The sequence below is a fragment of the Oleiharenicola lentus genome (assembly GCF_051660365.1).
Classification (GTDB): Bacteria; Verrucomicrobiota; Verrucomicrobiia; order Opitutales; family Opitutaceae; genus Lacunisphaera; species Lacunisphaera lenta_A.
On sequence record NZ_JBOZXB010000003.1, the window covers coordinates 187,504 to 204,199 of the forward strand.

The following is a 16,696-nucleotide window of genomic DNA, read 5'->3' on the forward strand; positions in this document are numbered from 1 at the left end:
TTCGCGAACTGTTGAATCCCGGATAGCACTGCACCGCGAATTACCGCGAACGCTTGTGTTAAATCCAGACTGTTTTTCTGAAGGATCGCGACCGCAAGCTGCATCACTGCTCAGGTAATAACATCCGCCGACAACGCATGCACACTCGGAACCGCGTCGACTTCGGTGTTGAAGTCGCAAGTGATCCGCGTGCCTTCGCCGGGCTTGGATTCCACGTTGAAAGAGCCGCCGATCATCGTGGCACGATAATCCATTAATTTAAGTCCATTGCTGCGAGCGCGTCGCTGGGCTTCCAGATCAAACCCTTTGCCATCATCCTTGATCGTCAAGCGGTGCGTGTCGCCTTTGGAGACGAGGGTAATCTCGATCTTCTGCGCGCCGCCGTGGCGAATCGCGTTATTAATCGCTTCCTGCGTGATGCGATACAAGTGCGTCGCGGTCAGGTGATCGCACTCCACCGCCGCGGCCTTCATGTCGAGCGAAACTTGGATTCCATGAATCGTCTCCGCCTGCGCGGCGAGTTCGTGGATGGCGGAAACAAGTCCCATCTGCTCCAACTCCACCGGGCACAAACCGCGCGCGAGCGCCCGCGCCTCGGAGATCGTTTCATTGGAAAATTTCGCGATGAGCGCGGCTTGCTCCGCAAGTTTTGGGTCACCGGTTTTTAAGCGCTCGCGTAATGCGGAGGCCAGGCAGGCGAGCCCGGTCAATTTTTGACCGAGGCCATCATGCAAATCCGCGCCAATGCGGGACTGTTCCGCGTCGCTGGCCGTAAGCACTTGCTGCTCGAGCCAGCGGCGTTCGCTGACGTCGCGACCAAACAGCGCAAGGTTGCCGTCACCCGCAGGTGCAATCGTCAAGTCGACGTGCCACTCCTGATCATCGTCGGTCGTGCCGCGCAGGGAAAATGCCACCTCTTGGCCGCGTAACGCCCGTTCAATGGCCTGATTCGCCGAAGGAAACACTTCCGAAAACAGTTTCCCGCGAAGCTGATCCGCCGACAAACCGTAGCGCGCCAGGCGCTCCCCTTGCACGTCGGTCACGCGGCCTTCGCGATCAAGTTGCCCGATGAGCATCGGTAGTTTTTGCATCAAACCATCGAGCAGACGCGCCTGACGATTTCGCTCTGCTTCCGCTTCGATGCGTGCAGTCGCATTGACCGCGAACATGATTGCGCCTTGCTGGCCCTCGCTGGAATCGAGATGGAGATAATTTTCGAAGTAATGTTTGCGTCCCTCGTTCTCCATTTCCCACACGTAGTTCGCTTTCTGGCCGAGTTTGGCTTTGGCAAAACCTGCGGCGGTCGCCGGACATTTTTCGACGAGATTGACGCCACGCATGCCCTCCTCGGTCATGCCGATTTCCCGCAGGCCACTCCCGCGCATCTCGAGGATATTGCCGTCGGAATCGAGCCGGCCCGCGATGACGGAAAGGTTACTTAGGATACCGTTCAATAAATTCGATGTGCGGCGCAACGCCTGCTCGGAGAGCACTTGCGTGGTGATATCTGTGCCGGCGAAACCTTGCAGCGCCGTGCCTTGCGAATCCGTCATCGGAAAGGTGCTGACCAACCAGTGCCGGTCGCCGGTGAGATGCAATAATGGCGGACGGGTTACGTCTGGATTCATCCACTTGACCAAGTCCCCTGCTTCGAAGTGCGTCTTCGCCAGTTGGTTTTGGAAAATCGGCACGCCCGACTCATCGCAGATACACACCGCGCACGGCACGCTATGCATGAAAAGTTCGAGTTGTTTCTGGCTATGCCGCAGCGCGGCGAGTGTGCTGGCATGCCGCAGCGAATAGCGAATGGAGCGTTCGAGCTGTGCGCGGGTGAGTCCGTTTTTGCAAAGGTAGTCCGCCGCACCAGCGCGCGATGCGAGAAAGTCGATCTCCGGATTGTCGTAACCGGTGAGTAAAATCACCGGCAGATCCGCGCGATAAAGTTGGACGGCTTGCAGCAGTTCCAATCCCGTCGACGCGCCCAAACGATAATCAAAAAGCGCGACGTCGAAGCTATCCTTTTGGATCGTCGTCAGGCCTTCCTGATAGTTCTTCGCCCACGTGAACTGATAGTCCACGAACTCGCTTCGGCGCAGTAGGTGCGAGACTTGAAAGAAATCGTTTTCATCATCATCCACCACGAGCACTTGAACTGATTTCTTTATCATAAGGGTTAAGAGATTAAGCCGGCGTTCCGACCACTTTTACAAGAATTGACGCGTTCGCAACTAACCTACGCGGAGGCCAAAAAAATTCCGGCCTGCCATCGGGAAAACCCCGATGCAGGCCGGTTCAATCGAAACTTAAAACTGCGCGAAGGTTTTACTTCCGGTCAACGCGCACCCGGAAACGTTCCGCGAGCAACAACACGCCTGCGATGAGCGCGAGCGAGCCGGTCACCCAGCCGGGAAGACCAAGGCCAAAGAGGATGTTAACGCCAAAAACAATAAGGAAGATCGCGAGGAATAGTTGAGCCATGATGGGTGGGGGTTGAGTTGGGTGGATGGTTTATTCGAGCAAGCTGACGACCGGGATTTGGTAATCCGTTTGGATGTCACCATGCGCAAAAGTAAAAGTGATTTTGTCCGACGTGCGCATCAGCGCAGCGTAACGCTCCGCCGGCCAGCGATCGACGCTCTCGCCGTTAATGCTCACGCAGCGATCACCGGCTTGCAGCGCAAGGCGTGACGTCGGCGTCTGCGGCACGATTCCGGAAATTTCCCAACTGCCGGATGCGCGCGAGAAACTCATCCCCACGGTGCGACGTGCGGCCAGTTCAACCGCGCCTTCCGTCACCCGACGGAAAGTGACCTCACCCTGCTTCTGATCGAACGTCAGCGCAAAGTTCCGCAGCACTTCACCACCGACGGACGATTTTCCAAACGTGAAATCAACCACCGGGCGCTGCAGGCTCGTCCCGCCGATTTCCACGTGATCTTCGATCCGCGCGAGATACTGGCGACGATCCCCCGCCACCGTGGAGACCAGCGCACCCGCGCGCGCCGGACCGACGAGATTGAGTTTAAGTCCTTCCGGATTGAGGCTCACGCCGCCGTCGCTGCCGGTGTCGATCAAAACTTCACACGCCTGACCGCCCACGGAAAGATTAACGAAAGGCACACGGGTATCGCCACGCGTCGAAAACACCAAGCCGCGATTGCTTGAATCGGTGTTCACCGGACGCAGCGCGATGGTCATGCGTTTCTCGGAGTAGTCGAGCGTGAGCAGATAATTTTTGAAAACCGGAAAGCCGACAATCCCGTCCACTCGCAGCCCAAGGTAATGGGAAAGTTCACCAAGATCGGAAATCACTGCGGGGACTTGTGCGAAGTTGGCCTTGCCCAATTTCAGATTGGAAACCGTTACGCGTGACTTGACCACTTCCGCACCTGTCGGGGCTTGGATCTGGGCATCGGCTCCACCTGCGTTGGCCGTCGCGTAGCGCGCCGCAAATTCCGGCGACACCAGCGTAATCGTCGAACCCGTATCGATGAGAAAACGGCGGGGCTCGCCATATGCACCGGTGGATTCAACCAGGAAAAGATTCGCGACCACGTTGGCTGGCACCCCGATTTCATACGGCTTTGTTGCGATCGTCTTCTGTTCGCTGCGCGAGTTCAAAAAATATCCGGCCAGGCAACCCGTCGCGACCAGGGCCACCACGGCGAGCAGACCGACACCCAATTTACTTCTCGAATTGCCTGACTGAGAAGTCACGCGCTTACCGGGAAAAACAATACCCCGTCCGATGGGAGCAGGGATCATTGAGCCGGTGTAAGCTGACATGACACTACTCTACAAAACCGCGCCAAACTCTACCATCAGGCTGAATCCGCCCGCAGGTGGTGGAGCGGCATACTACGCGCCCCATCGGGCCCCACCGAAGCGCCATCGGGCGATTACCGATGCACGCCGATTGGACGCCCCGAAAAACTTAAAAACCGTATCGCAGAATCAAACCAAGCCTTCGCTCTTCACCCACTGAATCGCATGGCGCACGAGGTCTGAACCAGTCGCAAGCGAGAGCTTGATCTTCAAATGCTCGCGATACGAATCGATGGTCTTCGTGCTGAGATTTAAGCGCGTGGCAATCTGGCGCGTGCTGTGGCCGTTGCCGATCAACTGGAATACTTCCATCTCGCGATCGCTGAGCGTTTCGATGGCGGAAACATTTTTTTCGCCGCTGTTACTAACGAAACGGTGCAGAATTTTGTCCTTCACGGCTGCACTGAGATGCAAGTCGCCGCTGAGGATTTTCTCGATGGCAGGAATGATCTGGTCGCTAGCTTCCTGTTTCATCACGTAACCCTGCGCGCCGGCGCGCAACGCGCGTTCGGCATAAAGATTTTCGTCGTGCATCGAAACCACGAGCACGCGGAGCTGCGGCGATTGCGCGCGAAGATTTTTGATCAACTCGATGCCATTGGTCGTCTTCAGCGTGATGTCGGCAATGACGAGGTCGGGCTTGAGCTTGCCGAGCATGTCGACGGCCTGTGGGGCACTGTCGGCTTCGCCGCAAACTTCGAAACGCGGCTGCTGGCTGATGAGTGCTTTCAAACCCTGGCGGGTGATCGGGTGGTCATCGACGATCATGATGCGCACTTTTGCCGGGGCCGCAGGGGCCGGGGTGGAAGTCGGAGGCGTTGCGGTTGACTTGGCAGTAGTGTGCTTGCTCGGCGATTTCATCAGCGGGGTGTTTCTCCATGAAATGAGACCCGCGTCTCTCCAACAAGACCAAACTGCCGGCACAATCGCCAAAGCTCGCGGTCGCACCAGCGCCGCACCTCGCGCGCCCACCCCTCACCTTTCATGGATCTGATTTCTGGATGTCCGTTTTGGACGATTAACAGCGGCCTGCTCGCCGCCTACCCGCGTCTGCATGAGCCGATCGATTGTGACGTAGTCATCATCGGCGGAGGCATCACCGGCGCATTTACCGCACAGGCCCTGCAAGAGGCCGGCCTCAACACCGTCGTGCTCGACAAGCGCGACATCGGGTTCGGCAGCACTTCAGCCAGCACCTGTCTGCTCCAATACGAAGTCGACACTCACCTCACCAAGCTCGCCCGCATCCACGGCGAGGACAAAGCCGTGCGCAGTTACCGCGCCTGCCGCGACGCGCTGGCAAAAATTGGTCGGCTCGCCGAACGTGTCGGCGGAGACAATGGCTTCATTTGGCGCGAGAGTTTTTATGGCGCGAGTAATCCACGCGATATTCCCGGATTGCGCCGTGAGTTCGAATTGCGGCGTCAGCACGGCTTCAAAGCCAGTTTCTGGGAGCGCGCCCACATCAGGGATGAATGTTCATTGCCGTATGGTGCCGCGATTATTTCTCACGAAGCGGCGGAGATTGACGCTTACCGCATGACGCATGCGCTTTTCCGCACGGCGGTGGCCTCGGGTTTGCGGATCCATGATCGCACCGAAGTCGTCAGCCATCGCACGACGCGGCGCGGAGTCGAACTCCGCACCGCGGAAGGTCATCGCGTCCGGGCCCGTCACCTCGTAGTTGCGAGCGGATACGAAGCGGCGCAATTTTTGCCCAAGCCCGTGATGGAACTGCACAGCACGTATGCGTTAGTTACGGAACCGTTGGACAAATTTCCGGGCTGGCCCGGTCGCCGGTTGATTTGGGAAACCGCGCGGCCCTACGTGTATTTGCGCACGACCCAGGACGGGCGCGCCATCATCGGTGGTGGTGATGTGCCGTTCCGCGACCCGGTCGAACGCGACAAACTTCTCCAAGCCAAAGTGCGCTGGCTGCTCCATCGCTTCGAAAAACTGCTTCCGAAAATCAAACCGGAACTGGCGTATTCGTGGACGGGCACTTTTGCGACCACTGACGACGGCCTGCCCTATATTGGGCGGGTCAAGAGCCAGCCACACACTTGGTTCGCCCTCGGGTATGGTGGCAACGGCATCATCTACAGCCAGATTGCCTCGGAAATCATTCGCGAAGGCTGCCTCGGACGCACGCATCCGGACGCTGAGTTGTTCGGCTTTGCCCGTTGCGGCGAACTTTAGAAAGCACGGCGGCAAACGATCCGAACTCGTGCCGCATCAAACTCTGATAGCCTGCGGACTTGAGTTCAGCTCAAGGCGACGCGCGGTGATTTTACGGGGACGAAACGGCCGGCTCGTCCACAATTGGAGTTCGGCCTGTTCGCGACAGGCTTCTATCGGGCAGCCTTCTTTTTCAGCGATAAGGCGGGCGTAACTTTCCACTTCCGCAGAAGAGGGACGCCACATGGAGGCAAACAACGAACGGGCACGGGGGTAAGGCGTGGCTGACATTGGGGTAACTTATTTAAGGATTTTATCGGAAACAAATCAGGTGGTGATTTCGCACCTCAATTTCTCAACTTGAGAAAGCTGCTCATGCAACGCGGGCAGATATTTGGCAGCGAACGAGCGGACGCCGGGATCCTGCATGCCTCGCGCGACGTCTTCGAACAGCGTGACTAAGTTTTCACAGTCAGTGATGAGAAATTCCAAATAGCTCTCGTCGAAATTTCCAGCTGGCACGGCCGCCAGCGGATTCACTTCAGTTTCAGGCGCGAGCTGGCCGACATCGCAGCCATGTGCGCACGCAAGCTGGGCGATTTCACCAGTTATTTTTTCGCTCAAACTGGCGACACCACGAGCGAGGATTCGCAGGGATTGATTCGGCGAACGTTCCAGTGTGAGGCGCGCCATCCGCACGCCGCGATTCCCGATCGCAAGCGATTGCTTGAAAAAGCGCAGCTCGATACGGCGAAGTTTCTCTGCCATCAGCAAGGCAATTTGCTGCGCGTTCACTACGACAATGTCAGGGTTGAGCTGCACTTTCGGCAGACCAATTGCCGCTCGGGCAGCAGTGGTATTGTCTAACAAATAAAAAATCCCGAACTGATCCAGCGTGGCACACGTTGCATTGGAAAAATTCATGGCTGTCTCCAGCTTGAGGGTTTCGATCCGGCAGTGAATTATTCGCCGGGCTCGGTTTTTTCTTCGCGAATCACTTGGCTCCGCGTTTCCGTCGGCACCGAATCGCTCAACTCGGGCAACACTGACTCGCCGCGAATTTCCTTGGGCTCGACGCGGCCACGTTGCGCGCGATCGCTGACGTGCAACAAATATTTCTGTGGCGAACAGGTATCAATCGTCTCGTGGGCAAGCGGCACGGGCGATTCGGCGATTAACTTGAGCCTCGCGACCTGATTCGTTTCGCGAGCGGATTCCTGCACTTCAAGCACCGCTTGGGCTTTCGCGGTCAGGGACGAAAAACCGAGCGCAAGCAGCGCGAGCAAGGCACCGCGAAAAGCGAGTTGGGCGATAATTTTCATGCGACTACCCTACACCTGATCAATTCACCGCGGTATCAGGCCGCTTCCCGAGGCGGGTTGCCGAGGACACCCCAAGCGCCCTACCGAAAGCACTCGCCTGCGCGCCGAAAATTATAGCGGGCCTTCGTCCACCGACTTGTCGAGTGACGCTGGCGGCTCGTCGCCTTCCGGTTTTTTGATGTCTGGTTCGCGCGACGAAGCCGGAGTTTTCGCACTGCCCTCATCTTGCAAGCTCGTCTCGTCTTTTACTTTTTTTGTCTCGTCCGCGGCCTGCTCACGTTGCGGCTTGCTCTTCGATTTGCTCGCTTGCTCCGCCACCTCCGGGCTCGCTGGCTCAAACGACCGCCGCGATTCACTGGAAAAAACTTTACGTTCACTGCCTGAACGTCCGGACGAAAGATCGTCGCCAGCGTCCGCAGAATCCATCGATGCCGATGAAGATGATGCCATGGTAATGATGGGTTGAAATTTTACGAAGGCGTCGCGCCCTCATTGAGGATGCCCCACTTTACCCCAGCTGCAAAATGCCTGCAATCCGACTGCTACCTGCCAGCAAGGCCGGTGAACAACGTCGCACCTCCAAGGGGAAAACCCGCAGGTGCTCCCCTATGCTACATGCTGCCCTGACTCTTCACCCATTGAATCGAGTAGCGCACCAGTTCCGATCCTGTCGGCAAATTCAGCTTTTCTTTCAAGTGCTCACGATACGAGTCGATGGTTTTCACGCTCAGATTGAGCTTCGTCGCAATCTGCCGTGTGCCGTAACCGTTGCCGATGAGCTGGAACACTTCCATTTCGCGATCACTCAGCGTCTCGATGGGCGAAACCACTTCTTCGTTCCGATGATTCACGAGGCGATGCAGCATCTTCTCCTTGATGCGATCGCTTAGGTAAATGTCGCCGCCTTGAATACGCTTGATGGCGGTGATGATATTTTCGCTCGCCTCTTGCTTCATCAAGTAGCCCATCGCACCGGCACGCAGCGCGCGCTCGGCGTAAATATTTTCGTCGTGCATCGAGACGATCAGAATCTGCATCTTCGGCGCCTGCACCCGGAGATTTTTTGTGAGCTCGATGCCGTTGGTCGACTTGAGCGTGATATCGACGATGGTCAGATCAGGCTCCAATTTCGAAACGAGCTCCATCGCTTTCGGCGCGCTATCCGCTTCGCCGCAAATTTCCACATTCGGCAACTGCTCCACAAGCGCTTTGATGCCTTGGCGCGTGATCGGATGATCGTCGACCAGCAGAACTTTCGTCTTCTTCACCGCTTCAACTACCGGGGTGACGGCAGGTTTGGCGGTTGGCAGGACCGTGGGTTCGGCGGCGGATTTGCGTGGCGTCTTGGCAGCTGGAGTTGGCATTGAGAAGAATGAAGAGGAGTTAAAGCGAAAGCGCAGCACTACGCCGCAGCCTATTCTTGCGAGACTAAAGGAATGCGATCGGTCGCGCTAGCGGGCGATGGCACACTTACTCCACCGGAAATTCTCCCATTTGATACCGGAAACGTTGCCGTCCACTCACACCGCATTCCACCTGCCCGACTCAGCGCCAATGGCCCGATACTCTTTTCTGGAGTTCGCGCTATAGTCTCGCGCCGATGAAACCGACTTCGAAATCGAAAACCCCTTTGCCGGAAACAACGCTCCCGAAGCAATCATCCAATAATTTGCCGACGCCTGACGCCCCGGTGTCACCCGATCTCCGCGAAGTTTCGTTGCGCGAAACAATTTCCGAGCGCGCTTATTATCTCTGGCAAAAATACGGCGAACCCGACGGTCGCTCCGCTGAAATCTGGCTGGAAGCCGAACGCCAACTGTTGGGCTCCGATGCCCGCATCAATCAACAAGCAACTGGCGCGGTCTCCGCTCCCGCCCTCGGGGCCGCGACGAAGCCCGCCGCCCGCAATCTCACGGCCTGATTTCCCATGCACGCCCTCGCCCTCAAACACGAAACATCTCCTCACCAAGTCAGCGCTCCGCTGCTGCCGACTTCCGCGCTCATCAGCGCGCTCGACGCGCTCAAGCAGTGCCGCGACTCCTGCGAGACGGCGGGAGATGAAACGGTGGGATCCTACGGCTTGATGGCTTGCATCGAAATGCTCAACGACTGCCAGGCGCGCTGCGAACGCGCGGGAAACATGCTTTTGGAATTTGCAGAAATAGAGCTTACGTTTCTTCGCCTGCAACTCAGTGAATGCGCCGAGTTGTGCGATCGTTGCGCGAAATTGTGCGCGCGTTATCACGATTTCAGCAACTGGGATCATTGCGTGGAAAATGGCCGCACCTGTGCCGATGTGTGCCGCTACGTGCTGTTGATTTTACCGCCCGCCTTTTCCGCCAGTCGTTGAGCGAGTCGCGCTATTCTCACTCGGAAGGTTACGCGGAGTTCGTGCGTGAAACGCGCGCCACGCGGCACTTTCTCCTCAATCCGCGGACACAACTCCCATGCTGCTGAACTCAAAACCCACCCGTTATCTCGTCACTCGAGTCGCACGCGCTTATGGTTTTCTCGACCCAGTTCGTTTGCTCGGGCGTCTGCGTCAATTCGCGCAAGCCTCCGAAGTCGGCGAACCGATTGAGTTGCTGCGCGCGGGCCTGTTATTTCACGCCCGCGGTCTTCTTAATACAAAAGCGATTCAGCATAATCTCGACTGGGTGTGGCCATTTTGGGTCGAGCAGCAGTTCAATCCCAATAGCGCCTCGTTCATCCCGCGCGCATTCTCTTTCAGCCATATCAATCTCACGCATCGCAACTGGACTGCAGTCGGTTTGCCGGACGTGCCGTTTTACCCGATCGTCGATCCGCGCGGTCTCGTCACGCCGTTGTTCGACGGTTGGTCGCTGGACTTCTGGCTGCTCCCGGAAGCGGGCGAACGCTTGCTCCCGTCGAAGTTGGAGAATTTCAAACAGGAACTGCTGTTCGATGAAAATCTCCACGTGCGCTCCAGCGCCGAGCGCGACGGCATGGAACTCACCTCCGATGTCCGCATGTGCCTCGCCAAAGGTGAACCGCAATGCTGTATTAATGTAACCGTGAACGCGTGCGCCACCGGTTACCTCGCGGTGGCGTTGCGGCCCTTCAATCCTGAAGGCGTCAGTCTCGTTGAGAGCGTCAAATTTCCTCCGGGCGGCCGCGGCTGGCTCGTCAACAAGGTGCAATCGGTCGACTTCAGTCGTCCACCCGAACGCCAATTGCTCTCCAACTATGCCGAGGGTGATGTCTCGCTGCGCCTCGCCGAGCAGAGGGACGCCACGGAGATTTCTTGTCCTGCGGGCATGGCGACCGCAGTCGCATTATTCCCCGTTGAATCGCTGCGCGAGCACGGTCTCGAAATTCGCTCGCCGATTTTCGATGAACTTGCTCCGGGAAAAAAGCCGGCACATTTCAAAGCCGTCTCCTGGAAGGAATCGATGGCGCCTCTCGCGAAATTGCAGGTGCCCGACGAGCGCATCCAACGTCTCTACGACCAAGCGCTCGCAAATCTCGTGCTGCATTCGCCAAAGGAAGTTTATCCGGGCCCCTACACCTACAAACGCTTTTGGTTTCGCGACGCCGTCTATATTTTGAACGCACTCGTCACGCTCGGTGGCGTCGAACGCACGCGCCGGGTGATGCACGAATTCACTCCCCGCCAACGACGCGACGGCTACTTTCTCTCCCAAGAAGGCGAATGGGACAGCAACGGCGAGGCCCTGTGGTTCTTCCACCGCTTCGCAAAACTCACCGGCGAGAAACTCCCGGAAGAGTGGCTTGAAGCCGTCGCGCGCGGCGCCCGCTGGATCACTCGCAAGCGTTTACCCAAAAACACTGGCAAACGCGAAGCTGGCCTCCTGCCCGCCGGTTTTAGTGCGGAGCATCTCGGGCCGAACGATTTCTATTATTGGGACGATTTCTGGGCGGTCTCGGGTTTGCGGGCAGCTCACGACTTGTTGCGCGATCATCGCAAACACGCGAAGCATGCCGAAGCCTGCGCGGCCGAAGCGGAGGAGTTTCTCGCGACCATTATGCGCTCGGTCCCGAGCGGCCCTCATCGCCGTTTCCCGGGTTCGATTCCAGCGTCACCTTATCGACGCATGGATTCCGGTGCGATTGGCTCGATTGTCGCGGATTATCCGCTGCATCTGTTCCCGGCGGGCGATGAAAGTATCATCAAAACCGTCGATTTCCTGCGTGACCACAGCTCGCACGGCGGCGCGTTTTATCAGGACATGATTCACTCCGGCGTGAACATCTATCTCACGCTTCATCTCGCCCAAATCCGACTGCGCGCAAATCAGCCCGACGCGATGTGGACGCTCGTTGAACGCGTCATCGCACTCGCCTCGCCGACCGGTCAATGGCCCGAAGCCGTGCATCCCCGCACCGGCGGTGGCTGCATGGGCGACGGTCAGCATATCTGGGCCGCGTCCGACTGGCTCATGATGGTGCGAAACCTGTTTGTTCGCGAAGAAGGCGAAGCGCTCATCATCGGCTCCGGTCTCAAAACGGAGTGGCTGAAATCCGGCGAACTTTCCTTCGGCCCGACGCTCACGCCGCACGGCGCGGTGAGCGTTCGTTTCATCACTGGCGCCCAGCCCGTCGCGCATATCATCGGCCAATGGCGCAACGGCGCACCTGCCCGTTCGCTCTACATTCCCGGCTACGCGCCGATTGAAATTTCCGCCGGCGATCGCCGCACGGAATTCGCCCTTTCCCCTCTATGAAGATTTGCATGATGACCAACACCTACCTGCCGCACGTCGGCGGGGTGGCACGCTCAGTTAGCACTTTTGCCGAAGAGTATAAAAAGCTCGGAAACAAAGTGCTCGTAATCGCGCCGAATTTCGATGGCGCCGCCGTGCCGAAAAAACAGGAGGCCATCGTCGAACGCGTCGCTGCCATCCAAAATTTCAACGGCAGCGATTTCTCCGTCCGTCTGCCGCTCGCCACGGCTCTTTCTGATCGGATCGATCTTTTCGAAGCCGATATCATCCACGCCCACCACCCTTTCCTGCTCGGCGACACGGCGCTGCGCGTGGCCGCGGGAAAAAACGTGCCGGTGATTTTCACGCATCACACGCGTTATGAGGATTACGTCCATTACGTCCCCTACGATTCGCCCGCGTTAAAGAAAGCCGCCGTCAATCTCTCCACCGAATTCGCGAATCTTTGCGACGGGGTCATCGCTCCGAGCGAAAGCCTTGCGCGCCTCATCCGTCGTCGCGGCGTGAAAGCGCCCATCGCCGTCGTGCCCACGGGCATCGATGTGAAATCATTCGCGAAAGGCAACGGCGCACGTTTCCGCAAGAAATTCAAAATCCCAGCCAACGCTTTTGTGGTCGGCCATATCGGTCGTTTGGCGCCGGAGAAGAATCTCGCTTACCTCGCAGAGAGCGTCGCGCTTGCTCTTAAAAAGATTCCCAACAGCCGTTTCCTCGTCGTGGGCGGCGGGCCTGACGAAGAGAAATTACGCGGCGTCTTTCAAAAGCACGGCATCGAACCGCAACTCACGATGGCCGGAAAACACACCGGACGCTCCCTACATGATGCCTATCGCGCGATGGATATTTTTGCCTTCAGCTCGTTCAGCGAAACCCAAGGCATGGTAATCGCCGAAGCGATGGCCGCAGGTCTGCCCGTGGTTGCGCTCAACGCGTCTGGTGTGCGTGAAGTGGTTCAACACGGCGTCAACGGCTACTTGTTGCCTGAGCGCACGCCCTCACGCACGTTTGCGGCGCACATCATCAAATTGCACGGCAATCGCACGCTCCTCAAAAAATTTTCCAAGGCCGCGAGCAAGACGTCGCTCAATTTTTCGCGCGAGCACTGCGCGGAACTCGCCTTGGCCTTCTACGAAAAAATCCGGCAGGACACGCGCCGCCAACGCCTCGTCGATCATCTTACTCCGCTCGGCACGGTCATGAATCGAATCAGCATCGAGTGGGAAATCCTCGCTCGTAACGCGCGCACCCTCACCACCGCGATCGCGTCCTGACCATGTTCGCCAAAATCGAAGCATGGTTTCGTCAAACCCGGGCCCGTTCCAGTCGCAGCGAATGGGCCATCCGCAATCTCGGTCTCACGCCGTCAACCGGCACCTCCGAGGCTCCCGGCTTACTCTTGATCCAGATCGACGGCCTCGCGCGCACGCAAGTGGAGCGCGCCATCGCGTCTGGTCGCATGCCGTTTCTCAAGAAACTGCTGAACCGCGAAAACTATCGCATGCACGATTTTTATCCGGGCATGCCTTCCACTACGCCTGCAGTGCAAGCGGAGCTGTATTACGGTCTGCGCGCGGCGGTGCCGGCATTTAGTTTTTTCGACCGAGTCAAAAAAGAGCACGGGCTCATGGCCTACCCCGAGTGGGCCAAGGATTTTGAGGCCAGCTACGCGGCACAGGCCGAAGGCTTGATGAAAGACGGGAGTTGCTGGTCGAACATCTACACCGGCGGTGCCAAGCAGGAGGAAAGTCATTTCTGCGGCGCGAGTCTTGGCTGGCGCGACATGTGGCGCAGCGGCGCGGTGCTGAAGTTTTTCGCGTTTCTCATCATGAATTTCGTGTCGGTGATCAAGATCATCGTCTTGATGCTGGTCGAACTCGTGCTCGCTTTCTGCGATGTCATCGTCGGTCTCAAACGTGGCGAGCGCTTCATCCACGAAGTGCACATGGCACTCTCGCGTGCAGTCGTGGCGATCGGGCTGCGCGAGGTCGTCAAAGTCGGTGTGTCGATCGACCTCACGCGCGGACTGCCGGTGATCCACATGAATTTTCTCGGTTACGATGAACAGTCCCACCGCCGTGGCCCAGGGTCGCGTTTCGCCCATTGGTCACTGCGCGGGATCGATCGTTATATCAAAAATCTTTACTACACCGCGCAAGGGGCGTCGCGGCGGGATTACGCCGTGTGGGTCTTTTCGGATCACGGCCAGGAACGCACCGAATCGTTCGCGTTGAAATTTCCGGGCGGCGTTGAGCGCATCGTCCACGAGTGCCTCGAAGATGCGCAGAAGCTCGATCACGCGTGGCGGCCGCGTTCGCAGCGCCGTCCCGCCGCGCCCTGGATGCGTTCGCGCCGTCGACGCTCCGCGCAAGCCCAGCTCACGCCGCAAGAAGAAGCGACGTTCACCATCGCGTCGATGGGCCCGGTCGGGCATGTTTATTTCACGCACAAACCGGAACCGGCCAAACTCCACGCGCTCGCGCTCCGCTTGATTGCGAAAGACGTGCCGGGTGTGATGCTCCGTTCTGAAGCCGGAAAACTCCAATGGCTCCACGCCGGCGGGGCGATTGCGGTTCCCGAAGAAGTGCCGGCGTTTCTCGCGAAAACGCACTCTGAACCCGTGCGTAACGAACTCGCTCAGGATCTTGTCGCTTTCGCCGAGAATCCGCATTCCGGTGACATCATTCTCATGGGCTGGAGTCCCGATAAAGCGCCATGGAGTTTCGCGCCCGAACACGGCGCGCATGGCGGGCCCGGTCCGGAGGAAACGCGCGGCTTCGTGCTGTTACCTCGTCACACGCGTCTGCCGAAAGGCACTGAACATTTCATCCGTCCCGCTGCGTTACGCGCCGCCGCGCTTAATTTGCTCGGTCGAGGAAAACTCGAGATGGAAAAGATTGTGCCGGTGTCGGGCGACGTGGTGGCCCTGCGCGTGATGACCTACAACACGCATAGCTGCAGCGGCGTGGACGGGCGCGTTTCACCGAAACGAATCGCCCGCGTCATTGCCAACAGCGAACCAGACATCGTGGCCCTACAAGAACTGGATCTCGGCAAACGTCGCTCCCGCGCCGAAGACCAAGCCGCGCTTATCGCGAGCGAGTTGGAAATGCAGTATGTGTTCTGCCCGACCGTGACGCGTGACGGCGAGCACTATGGCCACGCCTTGCTGAGTCGCTGGCCAATCGAAGTCGTGAAACGCGCTTTCCTTCCGTCGGCCCCGGGCAGTTGGTGGCCGGAACCGCGCTCTGCGCTGTGGGCGCGGGTTATCATCGGAGCGCGCCGCGTTAACATTTTCACCACTCATCTCGGGCTTGGACTTCAAGAACGACAGCTGCAAATGCAGGCACTCATGGGCGAAGAATGGGTCGGCGCGGTTCCGCCCGAAGAAGAGATCATCGTGTGCGGCGACTTCAACTGCACTCCTGGCAGCAAGCCTTACCGTCTGGCCGCGTCCAAACTGCGCGACATCCAAAAAAGCATGCCCGGCTACAGTCCGCTCAGCACGTTTACGTCACTGCGACCCTTCACGCGGATCGATCACATCTTCGTGTCACCGGCTCTCGTGCCACAAAAAATTACCGTCCCGCGGAACGCGTTGACGCGCGTGGCTTCCGATCACTTGCCGCTGGTCGTGGACCTTTTAACCGAGACCGCAGCCGCCGAAACGCCAGCGCGCAAGACAGGATAATCGTCAGGTTGTAGAGCACGAAGCCGAGGATGCGCATGGGGGTAAGGTCGCTTACCATGTGGCCAAATGTGAGGCTTACGAGCGAGCGCGCCCAGTGCAGTGGCAGACAGATTAAAATATACGTCCAGAACGGCACCCCGATCATCGCAAGCGTGTAGTTCTGCACGAAGTAAGGCACGCCGGGCAGCAACATCGTGAACAATGTGACACTCGTGTGCGCGCCCCGCGGGATTTTTTCGCGCACCGGTTGCAGTTTCCGTTTGAAAAATCCCGGCGCAATACGCACCAGGGCATAACTCGCCAGCAACTGAAACAGAATCGACGCCCCAATCAGCAACGCACCCACGCCCCAACCAAATCGCGCGCCGGTTACGATATGCAGCACCGTCGCCGGAAAGCCGGCCAGCGGGAGGAGCGCCAGCGCGGCGAACACGGCGAAGCCGTTTAGCGCTGCGGCCTTTTGGTGCAGCTTATCGATGTCGATGCCCGTGCCGAGAACAGCAGGCGTGACACACACGGCGATCACGACGAGGGCAATCAATAATCTTTTCCACGTGACCTCGAATGAGCCGATGCGAAATAACATGACGCTGCGACACGTGTTTCGCTCGGCAGTTCGAAGTCGATTCACGAAATGCTCATCGGGAATTATCGGGTGAACAACGTCGCAGCGTGCCTGATAGGAAGATCACGACCGAACTGCTAGAGTCGCCGCGCAAATGAATCCTCAATTTTAATGAAAAACAAAAAACCGGCTCCGGCCAAAGATCGTGAGAAAATTGTCGCCCGCCTTAGCACCCTCGTTGCAAAAGCCGAGGCGCTCGTAAAACAAGCGAGCATCGCCACGAAGTCCAAAACGAAAGCCGTTGCCCGCACGACTAAGAGTGCAGCGAAATCCGTGAAAACGAAAGCCAAGGTCAAACTCGTCAAGGCGCAGACCAAAGCGCGTGCGCGCAAAGTCGCCAAAGCAAAGTAAC

16 protein-coding genes are annotated in these 16,696 nt (G+C 58.0%); 7 read left to right on the top strand and 9 right to left on the bottom strand.

Translation table 11 applies throughout. The features are described 5' to 3' along the window. Positions 1–110: 110 nt before the first annotated feature. The 4 genes from ACRRQW_RS20100 to ACRRQW_RS20115 form a co-directional block, all read right to left on the bottom strand. The gene (locus ACRRQW_RS20100; RefSeq protein WP_438483418.1) at positions 111–2,168 is read right to left on the bottom strand and encodes a PAS domain-containing protein; all 2,058 of its coding nucleotides are present in this window, start codon (positions 2,166–2,168) and stop codon (positions 111–113) included. Between the two features lie 154 nt (positions 2,169–2,322). Then, the gene (locus tag ACRRQW_RS20105; RefSeq protein ID WP_438483419.1) at positions 2,323–2,478 is read right to left on the bottom strand and encodes a hypothetical protein; all 156 of its coding nucleotides are present in this window, start codon (positions 2,476–2,478) and stop codon (positions 2,323–2,325) included. A gap of 30 nt (positions 2,479–2,508) precedes the next feature. After that, the gene (locus tag ACRRQW_RS20110; RefSeq protein ID WP_438483420.1) at positions 2,509–3,786 is read right to left on the bottom strand and encodes an aspartyl protease family protein; all 1,278 of its coding nucleotides are present in this window, start codon (positions 3,784–3,786) and stop codon (positions 2,509–2,511) included. A 168-nt stretch (positions 3,787–3,954) separates the two neighbouring features. Beyond that, entirely contained in the window at positions 3,955–4,593 is a 639-nt protein-coding gene (locus ACRRQW_RS20115; RefSeq protein WP_438483421.1) for a response regulator transcription factor, read from the bottom strand. Between the two features lie 216 nt (positions 4,594–4,809). On the opposite strand from ACRRQW_RS20115, the gene ACRRQW_RS20120 reads away from it, so the two are divergent. Next, positions 4,810–6,024: an NAD(P)/FAD-dependent oxidoreductase gene (locus ACRRQW_RS20120; RefSeq protein WP_438483422.1), complete on the top strand. Its 1,215-nt coding sequence runs from the start codon at positions 4,810–4,812 to the stop codon at positions 6,022–6,024. A gap of 306 nt (positions 6,025–6,330) precedes the next feature. On the opposite strand, the gene ACRRQW_RS20125 is transcribed toward ACRRQW_RS20120, so the two are convergent. The 4 genes from ACRRQW_RS20125 to ACRRQW_RS20140 all read right to left on the bottom strand — a co-directional run bounded on the left by ACRRQW_RS20125 (position 6,331) and on the right by ACRRQW_RS20140 (position 8,689). Next, a complete protein-coding gene (locus ACRRQW_RS20125) occupies positions 6,331–6,927 on the bottom strand; it encodes a DUF4142 domain-containing protein (protein ID WP_438483423.1) in 597 nt (198 codons plus the stop codon). Between the two features lie 38 nt (positions 6,928–6,965). Beyond that, entirely contained in the window at positions 6,966–7,325 is a 360-nt protein-coding gene (locus tag ACRRQW_RS20130) for a hypothetical protein (protein WP_438483424.1), read from the bottom strand. Between the two features lie 111 nt (positions 7,326–7,436). Further along, positions 7,437–7,775 carry a hypothetical protein gene (locus ACRRQW_RS20135; RefSeq protein ID WP_438483425.1) on the bottom strand — a complete coding sequence of 113 codons (339 nt, stop codon included), beginning with the start codon at positions 7,773–7,775 and terminating at the stop codon, positions 7,437–7,439. A 161-nt stretch (positions 7,776–7,936) separates the two neighbouring features. Beyond that, positions 7,937–8,689: a response regulator gene (locus ACRRQW_RS20140; protein WP_438483426.1), complete on the bottom strand. Its 753-nt coding sequence runs from the start codon at positions 8,687–8,689 to the stop codon at positions 7,937–7,939. Between the two features lie 236 nt (positions 8,690–8,925). On the opposite strand from ACRRQW_RS20140, the gene ACRRQW_RS20145 reads away from it, so the two are divergent. The 5 genes from ACRRQW_RS20145 (at position 8,926) to ACRRQW_RS20165 (ending at position 15,719) form a co-directional block, all read left to right on the top strand. Then, a complete protein-coding gene (locus ACRRQW_RS20145; RefSeq protein ID WP_438483427.1) occupies positions 8,926–9,246 on the top strand; it encodes a DUF2934 domain-containing protein in 321 nt (106 codons plus the stop codon). Between the two features lie 6 nt (positions 9,247–9,252). Then, positions 9,253–9,675 (top strand): hypothetical protein, encoded by a 423-nt coding sequence (locus ACRRQW_RS20150; protein WP_438483428.1) that lies wholly within the window; start codon positions 9,253–9,255, stop codon positions 9,673–9,675. A 97-nt stretch (positions 9,676–9,772) separates the two neighbouring features. Then, entirely contained in the window at positions 9,773–12,031 is a 2,259-nt protein-coding gene (locus ACRRQW_RS20155) for a hypothetical protein (protein WP_438483429.1), read from the top strand. Continuing rightward, complete coding sequence (locus ACRRQW_RS20160) at positions 12,028–13,302, top strand: glycosyltransferase (RefSeq protein WP_438483430.1); 1,275 nt, start codon at positions 12,028–12,030, stop codon at positions 13,300–13,302. The genes ACRRQW_RS20155 and ACRRQW_RS20160 overlap by 4 nt, the downstream gene beginning before the upstream one ends. A gap of 2 nt (positions 13,303–13,304) precedes the next feature. Beyond that, positions 13,305–15,719, top strand: coding sequence for an endonuclease/exonuclease/phosphatase family protein (locus tag ACRRQW_RS20165; RefSeq protein WP_438483431.1), 2,415 nt, complete (start codon positions 13,305–13,307; stop codon positions 15,717–15,719). On the opposite strand, the gene ACRRQW_RS20170 is transcribed toward ACRRQW_RS20165, so the two are convergent. Further along, positions 15,607–16,350 (bottom strand): hypothetical protein, encoded by a 744-nt coding sequence (locus tag ACRRQW_RS20170; protein WP_438483432.1) that lies wholly within the window; start codon positions 16,348–16,350, stop codon positions 15,607–15,609. The two genes, ACRRQW_RS20165 and ACRRQW_RS20170, sit on opposite strands and share 113 nt — an antisense overlap. Positions 16,351–16,455: 105 nt before the next feature. Here ACRRQW_RS20170 and ACRRQW_RS20175 point away from each other — a divergent pair, with 105 nt between their 5' ends. Then, a complete protein-coding gene (locus ACRRQW_RS20175; RefSeq protein WP_438483433.1) occupies positions 16,456–16,695 on the top strand; it encodes a hypothetical protein in 240 nt (79 codons plus the stop codon). The last annotated feature ends 1 nt before the right edge of the window (position 16,696 follow it).

What these genes read in the sequence shown, in the direction of transcription:
- ACRRQW_RS20100 (WP_438483418.1), bottom strand. Translation starts at nt 2,168, where the DNA reads ATGATAAAGAAATCAGTTCAAGTGCTCGTGGTGGATGATGATGAAAAC.
- ACRRQW_RS20105 (WP_438483419.1), bottom strand. Translation starts at nt 2,478, where the DNA reads ATGGCTCAACTATTCCTCGCGATCTTCCTTATTGTTTTTGGCGTTAAC.
- ACRRQW_RS20110 (WP_438483420.1), bottom strand. Translation starts at nt 3,786, where the DNA reads ATGTCAGCTTACACCGGCTCAATGATCCCTGCTCCCATCGGACGGGGT.
- ACRRQW_RS20115 (WP_438483421.1), bottom strand. Translation starts at nt 4,593, where the DNA reads ATGATCGTCGATGACCACCCGATCACCCGCCAGGGTTTGAAAGCACTC.
- ACRRQW_RS20120 (WP_438483422.1), top strand. Translation starts at nt 4,810, where the DNA reads ATGGATCTGATTTCTGGATGTCCGTTTTGGACGATTAACAGCGGCCTG.
- ACRRQW_RS20125 (WP_438483423.1), bottom strand. Translation starts at nt 6,927, where the DNA reads ATGAATTTTTCCAATGCAACGTGTGCCACGCTGGATCAGTTCGGGATT.
- ACRRQW_RS20130 (WP_438483424.1), bottom strand. Translation starts at nt 7,325, where the DNA reads ATGAAAATTATCGCCCAACTCGCTTTTCGCGGTGCCTTGCTCGCGCTG.
- ACRRQW_RS20135 (WP_438483425.1), bottom strand. Translation starts at nt 7,775, where the DNA reads ATGGCATCATCTTCATCGGCATCGATGGATTCTGCGGACGCTGGCGAC.
- ACRRQW_RS20140 (WP_438483426.1), bottom strand. Translation starts at nt 8,689, where the DNA reads ATGCCAACTCCAGCTGCCAAGACGCCACGCAAATCCGCCGCCGAACCC.
- ACRRQW_RS20145 (WP_438483427.1), top strand. Translation starts at nt 8,926, where the DNA reads ATGAAACCGACTTCGAAATCGAAAACCCCTTTGCCGGAAACAACGCTC.
- ACRRQW_RS20150 (WP_438483428.1), top strand. Translation starts at nt 9,253, where the DNA reads ATGCACGCCCTCGCCCTCAAACACGAAACATCTCCTCACCAAGTCAGC.
- ACRRQW_RS20155 (WP_438483429.1), top strand. Translation starts at nt 9,773, where the DNA reads ATGCTGCTGAACTCAAAACCCACCCGTTATCTCGTCACTCGAGTCGCA.
- ACRRQW_RS20160 (WP_438483430.1), top strand. Translation starts at nt 12,028, where the DNA reads ATGAAGATTTGCATGATGACCAACACCTACCTGCCGCACGTCGGCGGG.
- ACRRQW_RS20165 (WP_438483431.1), top strand. Translation starts at nt 13,305, where the DNA reads ATGTTCGCCAAAATCGAAGCATGGTTTCGTCAAACCCGGGCCCGTTCC.
- ACRRQW_RS20175 (WP_438483433.1), top strand. Translation starts at nt 16,456, where the DNA reads ATGAAAAACAAAAAACCGGCTCCGGCCAAAGATCGTGAGAAAATTGTC.